Here is a 14615-nt window from a genome sequence, read left to right on the forward strand (position 1 = left end):
GCCCCCCGAGATTCCCGCGCCGCGCTGCCCCTGCGGCTCGCGCCTAGCGCCCCGCGGCCTCGGCACCGACGACCTCGACGAGGTTCCCCGTGTCGGACACCACCACGAATCCATCGCGCGTCGGCGCCATTCCCACGATATTTCCGCTGCGCGGCTTGCCCGCCGCGGTGATGCGCGTGGCCCAAGGCGTCTCGCCCAACAGGCGCACGCCGGTGTTGGCGGATGCCACCCCAATGAATCCCTCTGGGGTCGCGAACGCGACCGTTCCCGCGCCATCGACGAGCACGCCCGAGTGCGTCGGCGCCACCAGCGCCAGCTGCCCACCGTCCGACAGGGCCATCGGGGCAAAGGTCGAGACGGGATGGCGGGCGAGCTCTTGCCCCGCCCCATCGATGGCCACCAGCAAGGTTCGGCCAGGGGACATCGAGAGCAGATGCGCAACCTCGCCCTGGAGCGCGGGCGGCCCGAGGTAGACCCCCGCTTGCACGGACGAGCGCGTCACCACCGTACCGTGCGCGAGGTCCATCGCCGCGAGCCGCGTTCCCTCCACCACGGCCAGCAAGGTCGAGGGGCCCCCAAGCACCGCGCTGCCATCGATGGGCGCGCCGAACGTGCCGATTTTTTGCGCCTCCCGCCCCGGGATCCACCCGTACACCGCGCCCGTCGCGCTCACCGCCAGGACCTGTCCGCGCGCCGCCAGGAGCGGCGTCGCCAGCGGCTCCGGCACCGAGGCCCGCGCCCGCACGCTCCCCTCGGCGTCGAGGGCCGCGAGCTCGGTCGACGTGGCCACCACCACGCCGCCGTCCTCCAGCGAGAGGGGCGATACGCGCCCGGCCAGCGAGCGCTCCCCGCCAAGGCGCGTTCGAAAACGCACGGTCCCATGGCGCACCCCAAGCGCCTCGCCGGCCGAGTTGACCGCCACGATGGTCCCGTCGGAGAGCGCCGTGAGGGGGCCCAGCGCGCCGCCCCCGAGCAAGCCCACGTACTTGGGCGTGCGATCGCCGGCGAGGAGCACCAGCTCGTTGCGGTTCACCACCACCGCGATGCTGCCATCGTCGAGCACCAGCGGCGCGTGCTCGATGACCTGCTCGAACGCGTGACGAAAGCTCGTGCGCAAGCCGGAAGCCGGGAGCCGCGTGCGTGAAAAGCCGCTGCGGCGCGCGTCGACCCGATCGGTGGGCGCCAGCGCGCGCGAGGCCCCGACGATCACCGTGCGCGGCCTCCCCGGCTCGACCCGTTGGGCGGAGGCCGCGGCCGCGATGCCCAGCGCCGCACCTCCCATGACGCCGACGAGCGCCGCGCGCCGTGCCCAGCTCGCGCGGAAGGCGCGGATCACTTCGACTTCCTGCCGTTCGAAGCGCCTTGCTTCGCGCGCAGCACGAAATCGGCCTCCACCTCGGGGATCGGCTTTCCGCCCGGGGTCGCCGCGTCGCTGGGGCTGAAGCCGCGCGTCACGCGCCCGTAGGCTTTCAGCTCCTGCCGCGGCTGCAGATCGAGATCCCCGCCGTACAGGACGCGCACCAGGCAAGGGTGCTTCGCGCACCCGCGCGCGTCGTCCACGATGATCACCGTCTGGTGGTTCACCGTTCGGGCCTGGCGCACCTCGCCCTCGATCGCGATGTCCTTGCCGATGTGCCCCTCGATGTTCGCCGCCACGGCATCGTAGCCGAGCGGGTTCGCGGCCTCGAACGACTTGGCCTCCGCCTCCAAGCTCGCCACCCGCCGCACCGAATAGCGTGCCGTGCGCGCGGCTACGTGCGGCGCGGAGGCGCGGATCTCCACCGGGGTCTCCTTGCCCGCCGGCAGCTCGAAGGTGCCGAAGAAGATCCCGGTGCCCGACTCGATGGGCCGCCCGTTCACCGTCACGCTCGCGCCCTTGGCCGTGCGCCCCGCCACCACGAACCGATCGAGGTCCGTCATCAAGCGCGCGCTGGGGGCGTCGATGTGCAGCGGCACCACCCCGAGCCGCGCCGTGAGCGTCCCGCGTTCGGTGGCGCTGCCCTTTGGCGTCACCTCGTAGGGGATCGATTTCTCGAGGACCTTGCCCTCGTCCGAAGCGCCCTCGGTCTCCGCGCGCACGTCCACCGGCTGCGCGCCGCGCCCCTCGCCGTCGAGCGCCACGTCGCGTCCATCGACCTTCACGACCGTTCCGGGCAATGTCTCCACCCGCACCACGATGGGATCGGTCGTGCCCGACAGATCGACCTTCATACGGTAGGGCACCGGGATCGATGCCTTCACCGACTCATCGCGCCCCATCCCGGGCCGATCGAGCCGGATCTCCAGCGGGTTGTCGCCGACCTTGAGCGGGCTCGTAAGCTCGAGCAACGCCTCCTTGTCCTTGAATGTCGCGCTCGCGCCGCCGAGCGCGGCCGTCGTTCCATCCGGACAACTGGAGCACACCAGCTGCAGCTGCTCGTTTCCTTGCGCGCCCAAACGCGGCCGCACCACCAACGGTGCGCCCGCCCTCCAGAAGAAGTAAACCGCGACCCCCGCGCCCGCGACCAACACCGCGATGAGCCCCGCCACCACCCCGAGCGGAAATCCGCCCTTCTTTGGCACCACCGGCGCCTGCGGAAGCGGCTCCTGCAAGAGCGGGGGAGGAGGCGGCACGATGGGCGGAATGGCCGCCGGCGCCAGCGGCGCACGCGCGATCGGCGCCATGGGCGCAGGCTCCTGCGTGGGGGCAATCCCCGGCATGGCTACGCCCAGCATGGTGCGGTTCTCGCTGCGCATCGGCCCGGCACCAGGTGATCCGGGTGCGGCCGGCGCAGGCGAATCCGCCGCGGGCCTCGTGGGCGCGATCCCCGGCATGGCCACCCCCAGCATCGTCCGATTCTCGCGCACGGGCGGCGCCGCATGCGCAGACTGCGCCGCATGCGCGGATTGCGCGGCCATCGGCACCGTCTGCTGCTGCGCGGGAAAGACGTCCGCAGCCGACAGGCCAATCATGGTGCCGGCTGCGGGTCCACGCCCGCTCGGTGATGCCGCGGGCGCTTGGGGTGCGGCCTTCTCCGCCTCTGCGATCAGGGCGCCGCAGCGACCACAGAAGCCAGCGTTTTCAACGATCTCGGTTCCGCATTGCGGGCACGATCGGGTGGCCATGGGGGTCGATACTAGTCAACCCACACGGCCCTGGACCATTTCTCATTTTTGTCATTTTTCGCCTTGGCTCGCTCACGGCGCGCGCGCTCGGCCTTTGCGGGCCTACGGCTCGCGCGCTTCCGAGCTCTCTTCGGAGGTCTCGCGTGAGCTCGCGCTCGTGCGAATCACACCGTTGAAGCGTTGCCATCGGCGTTCGAGCGCCTTTCGGTCCATGCCGAGCACGCGCGCTGCCTCGCTCTTGTTGTGACCACAGTTTCGCATCGTGACGGCGATGGCCGCGCGTTCGATTGCTTCTAATTTGCTTCCCAAGCTGCCTGGGAGGGCGAGCAGCTGGGTCGCCATCGCCTCCAGCTCACTCGTCGTGGAAAGCGCCACGATCGCTTGAGCCGATTCGCGGCTCCCGTCCATTGCATATTCGTCCTCGACAATCGGAGCGCTCATGTGAAGTAAGAGGGCACGCGAGCTGAAACAGAGCCGTAGATGCCCGTGATATTCCTAACCCTTTTTGGGCGCAAACTTCAAGCAATCACGCTTCGACATCGCGATCGATCGACGGATGTCGTCGAAACACCGAGAAAATGCGTGGTTGCCCCACGGCCAATCCCGTCCATTCTTTGGACGAATTCGGGCGAGCGATGATTCCGTGCAGGGTTGTTGTCGCCCTTTCCCAACAAAGTAAACTGGCCCGACCAGTTCTCGAAAGGTTCCGAAAGCCGCCTTTGAAAGCTGTCCCCCGAAAGCTCTCTGAAAAGCTCCCTAAAAAACCTATGCAAACGGCGAGCCCCCATGTCATCCGTTGAGCTCCATCGTGCCCGTACGCTCGTCGCCGATCCGAAGGAAGCGGCGGAGCGTCTTCTCGAGCAGCTGCCCTCGGCCGCGACGCCGAAACTCGTCACCGTCTTCGCCTCCCGAGGCTACGACCAACTCGCCTTGAACCGCGCCCTGCGCGAACGCCTCCCCAAGGGGACGCGGATCGTGGGGACCACCAGCTCCGCGGAGCTCGACAACGAAGGTATCCATGAGCGCTCCATTGTCTTAGGGGCGTTGTCGGGGGACTTCGAGGTGGGCTTGGGCGTGGGGCGCGACTTGTCCCAAGACGCCATCGTATCCGGAAATGTGGCCATCTCCTCGGCCTGCGATCAGCTGGGCATCGCCCCGGTGAACCTCGGTTCCCGCCACGTTGGAATGGTGATCGACGACGCCTTTCGTTACAAGAAGGAGGAGTTCCTTCTCGGGATGCTGGAACCCAACCCGGCGCTGGTCCTGGTCGGCGGCGGAGCGTCCGATATGGAGCTCGATCCCGCCAAACAGAGCGCGCAGATGCACGTCGATGGCGACGTGGTCACCGACGCCGTCGTCGTCGCGCTGTTCAAGACCGACGTGCGCTGGGCCGCGATGCGCTCGCACTGGTACGTACCCACTGGCCGCACCTTGCGCGTGACGCGGGTGGACGAGACGTGTACGCGCGCCCTCGAAATCGACGGAAAGCCTGCCGCCAAGCGTTACGCCGAGCTGCTCGGCGTGTCGCCGGAGGATCTGGAGTTCGGCAAGCCCCGTGGCTTCGCCACCCAGCCTACGGCGCTGCGCGTCGGACGCGAATACTTCGTGCGGGCGCCCTGGAAGCCGCTCGACGATGGCTCCATCCTCTTCGCCAACCTGCTCGAGGAGGGGACGGAGCTCGAGATCATGCAGCTCGGCGACATCGTTCGCTCCACCACGCACTTTTTTCAAGAGGAGCTCCCCTTCCGCGTCGGCAACCCCAGCGCGGTCCTCCTCTTTCAGTGCAGCGGGCGACAATGGTTCGCCGATGCGACCGGTCAGCGGGCCGAGCTGGCCAAAACGTTCGCGGCGGCGCCGCCGGCCGTCGGCTTCAATTGCTACTTCGAAATATACTGCGGGTTCCATATCAACACGACCCTCACCGCGCTGGCGTTCGGATCCACCTCGTGAAGAAAATCGTCGTCGCACAGTCTCGAATCTCACCACCTGGCACGCCGCCGCGCCTCCTCGTCGCGCTCCCTTCGGGGGATGCCGTCGCCGCCGTCTCCGAGGAGCTCGCGCGCTGGAACGTCACCTCCGAGAGCCGGACGGTGCACACCGCCTCCGAGCTCGAGGAGGCGCTCGCGAGCGCCTGGGATCTGCTCGTCTTTGGCGCGGAGTTCTTCCCCGCCGTCCGAGCTGGGGCCCACGAAGGGCGCTCGGTGCTCGTCACCCGCGCCCACGATCCCGCGCTCGAGCGCGAGGCCATCGCGGCCGGCGTTCGGGACGTCATCGAGCTGGGTCGCATCGGCCGGCTCACGGCCGTCCTCGAGCGCGAGATCGCGTGCGTCCGCCGCCACGGTGCCTTGGCCGCCAAGGCGACCCTGCTCGAGGGCGCCATCGATGCGCTCCCGTTCATCGTCTTCGTCAAGGAGGCGGCGACCCTGAAGCAGGTCTTCGCCAACCAAACCTTCGCCGACGCGTTTCATACCACCAAGGACTGGCTGGTCGGCAAGCACGATCACGAGTACTTCCCCGAGGACCAGGCGGAGTCGTTCGCCGTCATCGACCGCGAGGTGCTGCGCAACCAGGAGATGAAGACGTTCGAGGAGATCGCCCGCACCGACGGCATCAACCGCACGTACCTCACGCGCAAAGCGGCGCTCCTCGACGAGCACGGCAACTCGGCCTATTTGCTCGGCGTCACGGAGGATATCACCGAGCGCAAACGCACCGAGGAGGCGCTCCGCCGCACCCGCGAGCTCTCGGCCCGCACCTTGGCCGGCTACCAGCGGCGCGTGCTGCAGATGGAGATCATCCGCCAGCAGAACGAAGATCTGGAGCGGCTCTCGGCCGACTTGGTGCGCGCCAAGCGCATCGAGGAGGAGCGCGCCCGCGAAATCGAAGCGGCCGCGCGCCTCAAGAGCGAGTTTTTGGCGAACTTCTCCCACGAGATCCGCACCCCGCTCAACGGCATCCTCGGCTACTGCGATCTCTTGATGCGCGGCGAGGGGACGCGCCTCACGCCGCACGGCCGGCGCGACTTGAACGTCATCAAGACCAACGCCAAGACGCTCTTGTCCCTCATCAACGACATCCTCGACCTCTCCAAGATCGAGGCGGGCCGCATCGAGATCGTGCGCGAGCGGGTCGACGTGACGGAGCTCATCGAAGAGTCGGCCGCCACCATCAAGGAGCTGATTCGCAGCAAGGACGTCGAGCTGGTCACCCACGTGGCCGACAACGCGGCCCTGGCCTTCACCGACTCGCTCAAGCTGCGGCAGATCATCCTGAACCTGCTCTCCAACGCCGCCAAGTTCACCGACACCGGCGAGATCCACGTGTCGGCCAGCGCCACCGGCGACGATCTGGTCATCGAGGTGGAGGACACCGGCGTGGGCATCCCCGCCGAGGAGCTCCGCAACATCTTCGAAAAATTCCGCCAGGTCGATGGCTCCAGCACCCGCCGCGCCGGGGGCACCGGGCTCGGTCTGGCCATCGTGCGCGAGCTCGCCCGCGTGCTCGGAGGCACGGCCTCGGTCACCAGCGCCGTCGGCCGCGGCTCCAAGTTCACCGTCATTCTACCGGGCGCCATCGACGCCGGCCGGGTCACCCCGCCCGTGGAAAATCCGAATGTCATCGCCCGCGCCCTGCCCGTCGACGGATGCAGCGTGCTCGTGGTCGACGACGATCCCATGGTGCAAACCCTCGTCCGCAGCGAGCTGGAGACGGCCGGGTTCACGGCCATCGTGGTGGGCGACGGGGTGCAGGCGCTCCAGCAGGCGCGCGCCCGAAGGCCCAATGTCATCTTGCTCGATCTGCACCTGCCCAAGCTTCACGGGTGGGACGTGCTCACCGAGCTCAAAAGCGATCCGGCGCTCTCCAGCATCCCGGTGGTCATCGTCTCGGTGGAGGAGCAGCGCGCCCGCGGCTTCTCCATGGGCGCGTGCGAGTACCTGGTCAAACCCGTGGAGTCCGACCACCTGGTCAGCGTGGTGCGCCGCGTGATTGCGCCCGGCGGCGGCGAGGTCCTCATCGTCGACGACGACGCGGCCACCCGGGAGCTCGTGACCCGCGTGCTGCAAGGCCACGGCTTCCCCACCGCCGATGCGCGCGATGGCTCCGAGGCGCTGGTTCGGATGAAGGTCAGCCCGCCATCGCTCCTCATTCTCGATCTGGTCATGCCCAAGGTCGATGGCTTCGAGGTGATTCGCCGCATGCGGGCCGAGGGGCCCAATGTCCCGGTGGTCGTGCTCACCGGCAAGGATTTGAGCAAGGTCGAGGAGCAGGAGCTCTCCGAGGCGTTTACCCGCATCGTCCGAAAGGGCGGGCTCGCCATGGCGGACTTGGTCGCAGAAGCTCGCCGGTTGGTGGTCGAGCAGCGGGTCCAGCAGAAGGAGCGCCTGCCGCGCATCCTCTATGTGGAGGACTCCGCGCAGAACCGCGACATCGTGCGCCGCTATTTGGAGCCGGAGTTCAATGTTTTCGAGGCGGAGGACGGCGAGCACGGCCTGGAACGTGCTCAGCGCGATGCCCCCGATCTGGTGCTCATGGATTTGTCGTTGCCACGAATCGACGGGTGGGAGGCCACCCGACGTATCAAGTCAGACCCTAGACTTCGCCACCTCCCCGTGGTTGCACTCACAGCCCGCGCAGGCACCGAGGACCGCGAGCGGGCCGACAGCGCCGGGTGCGCGGACTACTTGACCAAACCGGTCGAACGCGAGCTCCTCATTTCCACCATCCGCAAACACCTCCGGGGGCGCGCCGGGCATGGATAAAAAGCGGGCCCGCATCCTCGCCGTCGACGACGATCCTTTGCAGTTGGACCTTTTGTACAGGGGGCTTACCCTGGAGGGATTCGAAGTAGCCACCCACGAGGGTCCCATTGGCGTCACCAACATGGTGCGCGCATTTCGCCCCGACATCGTACTCTTGGACCTCAACATCCCGAGCTTGCGCGGTGACCGGCTCATCGAGCTGATTCGCCGCGCCGCCGGGCCGAACACCAAGTACTTCTTGCTTTCCGCCAGCGACGAATCGGAGCTTCGCTTACGCGCAGCCGAAACGAGTGCTCACGGTTGGCTCTCGAAAAGTCTTACAATGAACGAGATTGCCCATCGACTTCGAGAGATCCTATCGCCTCCATCGGAAGGTCCGGTATCGAGGCGTCCACGGTAGCATCCGCCGTATGAGACGTAGTATCGTCCGTACGAGACCAGCGAGACTGGGGTAGAGGGGGATAAGCATGGAAAGCATTTCCTCCAAGAAAGCGTTTCGGAGTGCGCGGGCCGAGACGCTGAATACAGCGCTCCAAGCGCCACTCGAGAACCGCTACTTGGGAAGGCCCGTGGGGGCGGGCCTGCTCGATTACGAGATTTACCTGCGGACGTCGGAGCTGCGCTCGCTGCAGTCGTCGCCCAGCGATCTCGTCGTCCCCGACGAAATGTTGTTTCAAGTGACGCACCAGAGTCAGGAGCTCTGGCTCAAATTGGCCGCATTCGAGTCGGTCACCCTCGTCGAGGCCATCGACACCGACGACCTTTGGGCCGCGTGCGAGACCTTGAAGCGCCAGGTGCTGGTGATGCGAAACCTGGAGCACGAGCTGGGGGTCATCTCCACCTTGTCGCCCGAAGCGTTCCTCGTCATACGCAAATTCCTCGGAAATGGCAGCGGGCTCCAATCGCCAGGCTACTTCGAGTTGCTCCTCGGGGCCGAGAGCTGCAACGAAGCACTGCATCAATTGCTCGAACGGCGCGCGGCCAAGCTTCGAGACGTGTACGAGTCGCCCTCCCGATATCGCGATTTGCACCACATATGCGAGCTGTTTCTCGATTGGGACGCCGGATTCCAATTGTGGCTCACCGCGCATTTTTCGCTGGTCCGTCGCACGTTGGGCATCGATCGCACGGTCAAAGCGCTCGACGGCTTCCCCACGGTTGCCCTCGGTCCCCGCACCACCAAGCCGCTGTTCCCCGCGCTCTGGGAGATTCGCGTCGAAATGTCGCGCGTCTGGACCCGCGAGGGCGGCCCGACCCCCGGGGCCCGACCGCGTTCGCCTTCGGAGGGCCGCGCGCCCAGCCACCCCAGCGTGGTGGCCAGTCCGCTGGTGGCCTGCGACGAAGACAGCGCATCGGGCGTGCGCACCGGTTTCCGGAACCGGAAATGAGCGAGGCGCTCGACGTCGTACGATTGCGGGCGCAGTTCCCGCAATTGGAGCAGTGCGTTTATCTCAATAGCAACTCCACCGGCATCGTGCCGAAGGGCGCCAAGGCGGTGCTCCAGGACTATTGGGAGACCCTCGCCCATTGGCGCGATGACGCGTGGGCCGTCTGGTGGACCGAGCTGCACCGCTACGCCGACGATCTGGCGGCTTTTCTGGGCGCCCCCGCCGGCTCGGTGATCTGCGACGTCAATGTCGCCACCTTGCTGGGCCGATTCGCGAGCGCGCTCGACTACACGCCGAGCGGCCCCGCGGCGAAGTACCGCATCGTGACCAGCGATTTGGAGTTTCCGACCGCCAAGCCCCTCTTTCGAGGCTTGGCCCGCGCGGGCGCGGAGACGGACGTCGTCCCGTCACGCGATGGTTTCAGCATCGACGAACGAGCCGTGATCGACGCCATCGATGCGCGCACGCGCCTCGTTTTTCTCTCGCTCGCCACCTCCAATACCGGGGCGCTGCTCGACCTTTCGGGCATCGTCGCCAAGGCGCACGAGGTGGGCGCATTGGTGGCGGTCGACGCCTATGCCGCGCTGGGAATCGTTCCGCTGGACGTCACCGAGCTGGGGGTCGACGTCCTCTTCGGCGGCGCCAGCAAATGGCTGTGCGGCACCTACCACGCGGCCTTCATGTACATCCGGCCGGAGCTCACCGCCACCCTTACGCCGCTCACCCCCGGGTGGATGGCCACGCGCGAGCCGCTCACCTTCCAGCCCCAGGGCGAGCTGGCCGAGGGGGCGCGGCGCTTTGCCGGGGGCACGCCGCTGGTGCTTCCTCTTCTGATCGCGCGGGTCGGCTTCGAGTTGATGCGCACGTTTGGCATCGTCCACCTTCGGGCGCTCTCCCTCGCGCACACCCAGCGCGTGATCGACCACGCGGACGGCGCGGGCCTGACGGTGGCCACCCCGCGCGAGCCAAGCCGGCGCGCAGGGATGGTCTGCCTTCGGTTCGAGGGCGACGAGGACGTGGCGCGCGCGCTCGTGGGGCGCCAGATGATCTGCAGCTACCGGGGCGGGTTGCGCATCGGGCCGCACGCATTCAACACGGCGGGCGAAATCGACACCTTTATGCGCACCCTCATCGAGCTGGCCAAGGCCCGGGGGCGTGGGTGAGCGGCGAGGCCGCCGAGCCGTTCTCACCGCGGGCTCTTTTGAGCCTGCTCTTCAACGCCAGCAAAGGCCTCGATGTAGTTCGTGCCTCGCTCGATCTCGGCGTTCTGGCGCGCCTCGATCGGGGCCCCGTCACCTTGGGCGAGCTGGCGCACGAGACGGGCGCGGTTCCGCTGCGGCTTTACAAGCTGCTCGACGCGCTGGAGACCTTGGGCTTCGTTCGCCGCGAAGATCTCGGAAACGAGCTCGAAACGACGCGCTACACCGCGCGCGAGCCCTTGGAGGCCGCCGCGCGCGCGGTCTTGGGCGAGGGCTCGATCGAGCGCGATCGGGACAAGTACCCCTGGCGCATCCTGGAAGGAAAATTGCCCGCCACCTTGCGCGGCGAGCATCACATCCCCCGCGCGGCGTTCGACTGGCCTCCGTCCACCTTCGAGCAGTTCGAGCAGTTCGAGGCCAGCATGGCCGCGGGCGTCCCACCCATCGCCGAGGCGTTTCGTGCGGCGCACGATGACCTTTTTTCCTTTGGCGGCGCCGGCGCGGATCCCGTGCGCTGGCTCGATATCGGCGGCGGCGATGGGGCGCTGGCCGCCTCGGTCCTCGCGGCCGACGCCCGCGTCACGGCCGATGTGTACAACCTCGGCATGACGGAGCCGCTCGTGCGAAAGCGCGCGCGCGACGCGGGCCTCGAGGGCAGGCTCGGGTTCGTGGCCGGCGATTTCGCGAACGAGGAGCTCCCGGGCGGCTACGACGTCGTCTCCTTCGTGCGCGTGCTGCACGACTGGCCGGCCCCGTTCTCGCGCATGCTGCTCGACAAGGCCACGCGGGCGCTCGCACCCGGAGGCCGCCTCGTGGTGTGCGAAGAGTTCCGAACGCGCGAGCGCTTGGCGATTCAATTTTTCTGGACCTATTTTCTGATCGGTGTCGATTCGTGCGTGAGCCGCTTGCGCGAGGTCGAATTCTATGTCGGCGAGCTCGCGAGGCGCGGTTACCGCGATCTCCTCGTGCGCCCCGGTGCGTTCGATGTCCTCGTCGCGACGCGCGCGTGAGTCCATCGAACGCCAAAGGTTCCCGTCTTCCATTCGGTTGATCGCGGAAGCGTGCGCGCGCGCCGGCGCCGCGCGGTCGGAAACGTCCACCTACAGCGGAGTTGGACGGACACAAATCACCTTCAAATTTTCGTGATTGGAAATCATTCAAGTAGAAACTCACGGTTCAGCACCGTATTGTTTGGATATCGGGTTCTTCCGGTGCGGGATCACTTCGGTATTGCCCCGCGTCCGGGTTGCGCTGGATCCCGACAGAACCAGCGAACCTTCGTACTCGAGGGTGCGTGCATTCACGTGCCTTCGGGGGTAACGAAAGAACGCGCCGGGAGCGGCGAGCGGCGACGAAAGGAAAACTGAAATGGGGCGGGCAAATGCGGCTTTCTATCTCGCGTTGGTAGCGAGCGTGTCGGGAGGACTGCTCAGCGGTGCGTGCGTTTCGGCGGACGCGGGCGAGTCCAATGCGGCGTCCCCCGATGAGGGCGCCGCTTCTACGGTTGAAGCGTCATTGATGTCCCACGCACCAACCACGCGCCAAACGCCGATCGCGCTCGCGCTCGACGTGGACAATGGAAAAGGGACTCCCATCCAGGTTCGCTCGGGGCAAACGTTCTTTCTCAATCAACTCGATTTGCGCGCAGGCTTCGACACCGACGTGGACGAAGGCCTCGACGGACTGCGTCGTCACGGTGACTTCTCCGATCTTTCCTGGCGGGGGCTCGAAAAGGCGGACGAATCCGCCCTGGACGCGCCGGATGCCACCACCCGCTTGTTTACCAATCGCCGTTTCTATCGCAATGCGCGGTGGATGAACGAGCGTTCGTTTTTCGTCCTCGAGCAGCTGGACACGCGCGGCCGGCCCACATCGTTCCCCCTGCTGTACGACGCGGGGGTGGATCGGGACCGGCGTGATTCGGATTCCTTTTTCGTGCGAAGGACGCGCGGCATTCAGTGGACGTTCGATTGCGCCACCCGAACGGATTGCCGCAGGGCAAAGCGATTTCGCGAGGAGGCTTTGGTCGAGCTGCGCAACACCCTCCACCCGGAAAAGACCTTCGTCATCGCCAAGGCGACCACGCAATTCCGATTGACTTGGTCGCTCCATCCGACCCGCAGCTACACCATCCCCGTCGCGCAAGATCCATCGCCTGCCTTCGATTACGGATTTCAGATCGACGTGAAGGCGCTCACGGCGCCCCGGGCCGATGGAACGTACCCGCCGGGATCGAATATCAAATTCAAATTGACCCTCCGGGACGGCGCCGGCAATCGGCTGCACCCGGAGGGCTCGCTCCCGACGTACAACGATGTGCGCTTCGGGCGTGTAGATAGTGGCATATATTATTATCGCGCCTTCTTCGACGCGACCACCACGTACTACCGCCGCAAGCACCGTGAACGGATGCTCATGAGCACCTTGGAGGGGCCGGCCCAGGATATCCAGGCTGGACGCAATATCGTCCCCGGGAGCCTCTTCTTCGATCCCGAAATCGATGTTCAGCCCACGGCGCTGCCCGAGCGCGACGGCTTCCTGGCGGAGTTCCGGACGTTCCCCACCTCCCACGATTTGTTCGGGGGCGAGCGATTCTGGGACAATCCGGTGACCGATACGTGGGAATACCCCATTCCCGCCAACGCCAAGCCGGGCACCTATTACGTCACCACCAAAGGCCGCCGCGTCTACCGCGGCGAAGACATTCCGGCCACGCAAACGCTGAAGATCCAAATCGGTTCGCCCGAGCCCACGACGACCCCCTTGCCCACCGGTCCGTGCAACACGTGCCACGCGGGCGGCTCGTCGCTGGCCGTGGTGGCCCACGCCAACCCGGATCGCGCCACCTGCACCGGGTGCCATGTGCCGTTGGAGTTCGAGCTCGAGGGGCCCGTCTACGTGCGCACACACTTCATCCATTCCCGCTCGAACCGGGTCGACGCGCGCATCGACCAATGTGAGAAGTGCCACCTCACGGCCGACAGCATCCAGCGCACCAGCAAATCGGCGTGCCTCTCGTGCCACAAGACCTACCCCCGCTGGCACGTCCAACGGTTCGGGCCGATTGACAACATGTACGTGGGGGAAACGTCGCAGCGAAGCTTCGACCAATGCACCTCGAGCTGCCATGCGACGCACCCGGGGAGCAAACTCGGGCGGGAGTAGCGGCGCTCTTCCACGTGTACGGGGAGGGGGAGCCAGGTGTACAGTGCGCCCGTGCGCGTCTGGATCCTGGGAAGCGGCTCGAGTGGCAACGCCACGATCGTCGAGGCCGGTGGCGCGCGGGTGCTCATCGATTGTGGGATGGGCCCGCGCGCCCTCGCGAACCGCATGGCGGCGCACGGGGCGGGCAAGCTTTACGCGGGGGATCTCGACGCCATCGTGGTCACCCACGAGCACCAGGATCACGTGGCGCATCTGGAGGCCCACGCCCGCACCTTCGATGCGCCTGTGTATTTGCACCACGGCATCGCGGCGCGCGAGGTTCGAGACCGCTACGAGGTGCGCCCGTACGAGGCGCGCGCGCCGTTTCGGGTGGGCCCGTTCTCCATCGAGGCGCTGTCCGTGCCCCACGATGCGCCGCAGGTGGCGCTTCGCATCGCCACCGAGCAACACGCCTTTGGCTTGGTGACCGACGTGGGGCACGTTCCGCCGGACCTCGCGCCGTTTCTGGGCACGTGCGATGCGGCGTTGGTGGAGGCGAATTATTGCCCCGAGCTCCTTTGGATCGGGCCCTATCCGACGTTTTTGAAGCGCCGGGTCTCGGGTGGTCTGGGGCACCTGGCGAACCATGAGGCAGCCGAGCTGGCGTCCCGTTTGGTGGGAACGCGTCTGGCGCGCTTGGTGTTGGGGCATGTCTCGCGCACGAACAATGAGCCGGAACGGGCTCTGGCGGCCGTGCGGCAGAGGTCTGGTCCCCTCGATGTGCGAATGGTACGTCCTGGTGCTGTGTCCGTGCTCGACATGGCCTCCCTCGAGGCGGCTGCGTCGTCCGGAGCGCGTGGCAGCGTCACGAAAGCCGGCAAAAACGCCCGAAGAAGCGCAGCGGCGCAACTGACCTTCGGGTTCTAAGCTTTCGAAGGCTTGGGATGGCATCGGGCCGGATTGGCCCGCCACCGCTCCTGGATTGGCCCGTCATGGCGCTGTCATTGCCCTGGGGTGGA

11 protein-coding genes are annotated in these 14615 nt (G+C 66.8%); 8 read left to right on the forward strand and 3 right to left on the reverse strand.

Translation table 11 applies throughout. The features are described from left to right. Window positions 1-43 precede the first annotated feature (43 nt). The 3 genes from LZC94_11345 to LZC94_11355 form a co-directional block, all read right to left on the reverse strand. The gene (locus LZC94_11345) at window positions 44-1336 is read right to left on the reverse strand and encodes a PQQ-like beta-propeller repeat protein (GenBank protein WXB17846.1); all 1293 of its coding nucleotides are present in this window, start codon (window positions 1334-1336) and stop codon (window positions 44-46) included. Next, window positions 1333-2952 (reverse strand): cadherin-like beta sandwich domain-containing protein, encoded by a 1620-nt coding sequence (locus LZC94_11350; GenBank protein ID WXB17847.1) that lies wholly within the window; start codon window positions 2950-2952, stop codon window positions 1333-1335. Before LZC94_11350 ends, LZC94_11345 begins: the two co-directional genes overlap by 4 nt. A 255-nt stretch (window positions 2953-3207) precedes the next feature. Next, window positions 3208-3546, reverse strand: coding sequence for a helix-turn-helix domain-containing protein (locus LZC94_11355; protein WXB17848.1), 339 nt, complete (start codon window positions 3544-3546; stop codon window positions 3208-3210). Between the two features lie 345 nt (window positions 3547-3891). Here LZC94_11355 and LZC94_11360 point away from each other — a divergent pair, with 345 nt between their 5' ends. The 8 genes from LZC94_11360 (at window position 3892) to LZC94_11395 (ending at window position 14523) form a co-directional block, all read left to right on the forward strand. After that, complete coding sequence (locus tag LZC94_11360) at window positions 3892-5055, forward strand: FIST C-terminal domain-containing protein (protein WXB17849.1); 1164 nt, start codon at window positions 3892-3894, stop codon at window positions 5053-5055. Beyond that, window positions 5052-7865, forward strand: coding sequence for a response regulator (locus LZC94_11365; protein ID WXB17850.1), 2814 nt, complete (start codon window positions 5052-5054; stop codon window positions 7863-7865). The genes LZC94_11360 and LZC94_11365 overlap by 4 nt, the downstream gene beginning before the upstream one ends. Then, window positions 7858-8265, forward strand: coding sequence for a response regulator (locus tag LZC94_11370; protein WXB17851.1), 408 nt, complete (start codon window positions 7858-7860; stop codon window positions 8263-8265). Before LZC94_11365 ends, LZC94_11370 begins: the two co-directional genes overlap by 8 nt. A 67-nt stretch (window positions 8266-8332) precedes the next feature. Further along, a complete protein-coding gene (locus tag LZC94_11375) occupies window positions 8333-9253 on the forward strand; it encodes a tryptophan 2,3-dioxygenase family protein (protein ID WXB17852.1) in 921 nt (306 codons plus the stop codon). Further along, a complete protein-coding gene (locus tag LZC94_11380; protein WXB17853.1) occupies window positions 9250-10416 on the forward strand; it encodes an aminotransferase class V-fold PLP-dependent enzyme in 1167 nt (388 codons plus the stop codon). Before LZC94_11375 ends, LZC94_11380 begins: the two co-directional genes overlap by 4 nt. Then, window positions 10413-11462: a methyltransferase domain-containing protein gene (locus LZC94_11385; protein ID WXB17854.1), complete on the forward strand. Its 1050-nt coding sequence runs from the start codon at window positions 10413-10415 to the stop codon at window positions 11460-11462. Before LZC94_11380 ends, LZC94_11385 begins: the two co-directional genes overlap by 4 nt. A gap of 508 nt (window positions 11463-11970) precedes the next feature. Then, a complete protein-coding gene (locus LZC94_11390; protein ID WXB17855.1) occupies window positions 11971-13617 on the forward strand; it encodes a cytochrome c3 family protein in 1647 nt (548 codons plus the stop codon). A gap of 36 nt (window positions 13618-13653) precedes the next feature. Continuing rightward, a complete protein-coding gene (locus LZC94_11395; protein WXB17856.1) occupies window positions 13654-14523 on the forward strand; it encodes an MBL fold metallo-hydrolase in 870 nt (289 codons plus the stop codon). The last annotated feature ends 92 nt before the right edge of the window (window positions 14524-14615 follow it).

The organism is Sorangiineae bacterium MSr11954 (assembly GCA_037157815.1).
GTDB lineage: Bacteria > Myxococcota_A > Polyangia > Polyangiales > Polyangiaceae > Pendulispora > Pendulispora albinea.

What these genes read in the sequence shown, in the direction of transcription:
- LZC94_11380 (WXB17853.1), top strand. Translation starts at nt 9,250, where the DNA reads ATGAGCGAGGCGCTCGACGTCGTACGATTGCGGGCGCAGTTCCCGCAA.
- LZC94_11375 (WXB17852.1), top strand. Translation starts at nt 8,333, where the DNA reads ATGGAAAGCATTTCCTCCAAGAAAGCGTTTCGGAGTGCGCGGGCCGAG.
- LZC94_11360 (WXB17849.1), top strand. Translation starts at nt 3,892, where the DNA reads ATGTCATCCGTTGAGCTCCATCGTGCCCGTACGCTCGTCGCCGATCCG.
- LZC94_11370 (WXB17851.1), top strand. Translation starts at nt 7,858, where the DNA reads ATGGATAAAAAGCGGGCCCGCATCCTCGCCGTCGACGACGATCCTTTG.
- LZC94_11350 (WXB17847.1), bottom strand. Translation starts at nt 2,952, where the DNA reads ATGATTGGCCTGTCGGCTGCGGACGTCTTTCCCGCGCAGCAGCAGACG.
- LZC94_11390 (WXB17855.1), top strand. Translation starts at nt 11,971, where the DNA reads ATGTCCCACGCACCAACCACGCGCCAAACGCCGATCGCGCTCGCGCTC.
- LZC94_11355 (WXB17848.1), bottom strand. Translation starts at nt 3,546, where the DNA reads ATGAGCGCTCCGATTGTCGAGGACGAATATGCAATGGACGGGAGCCGC.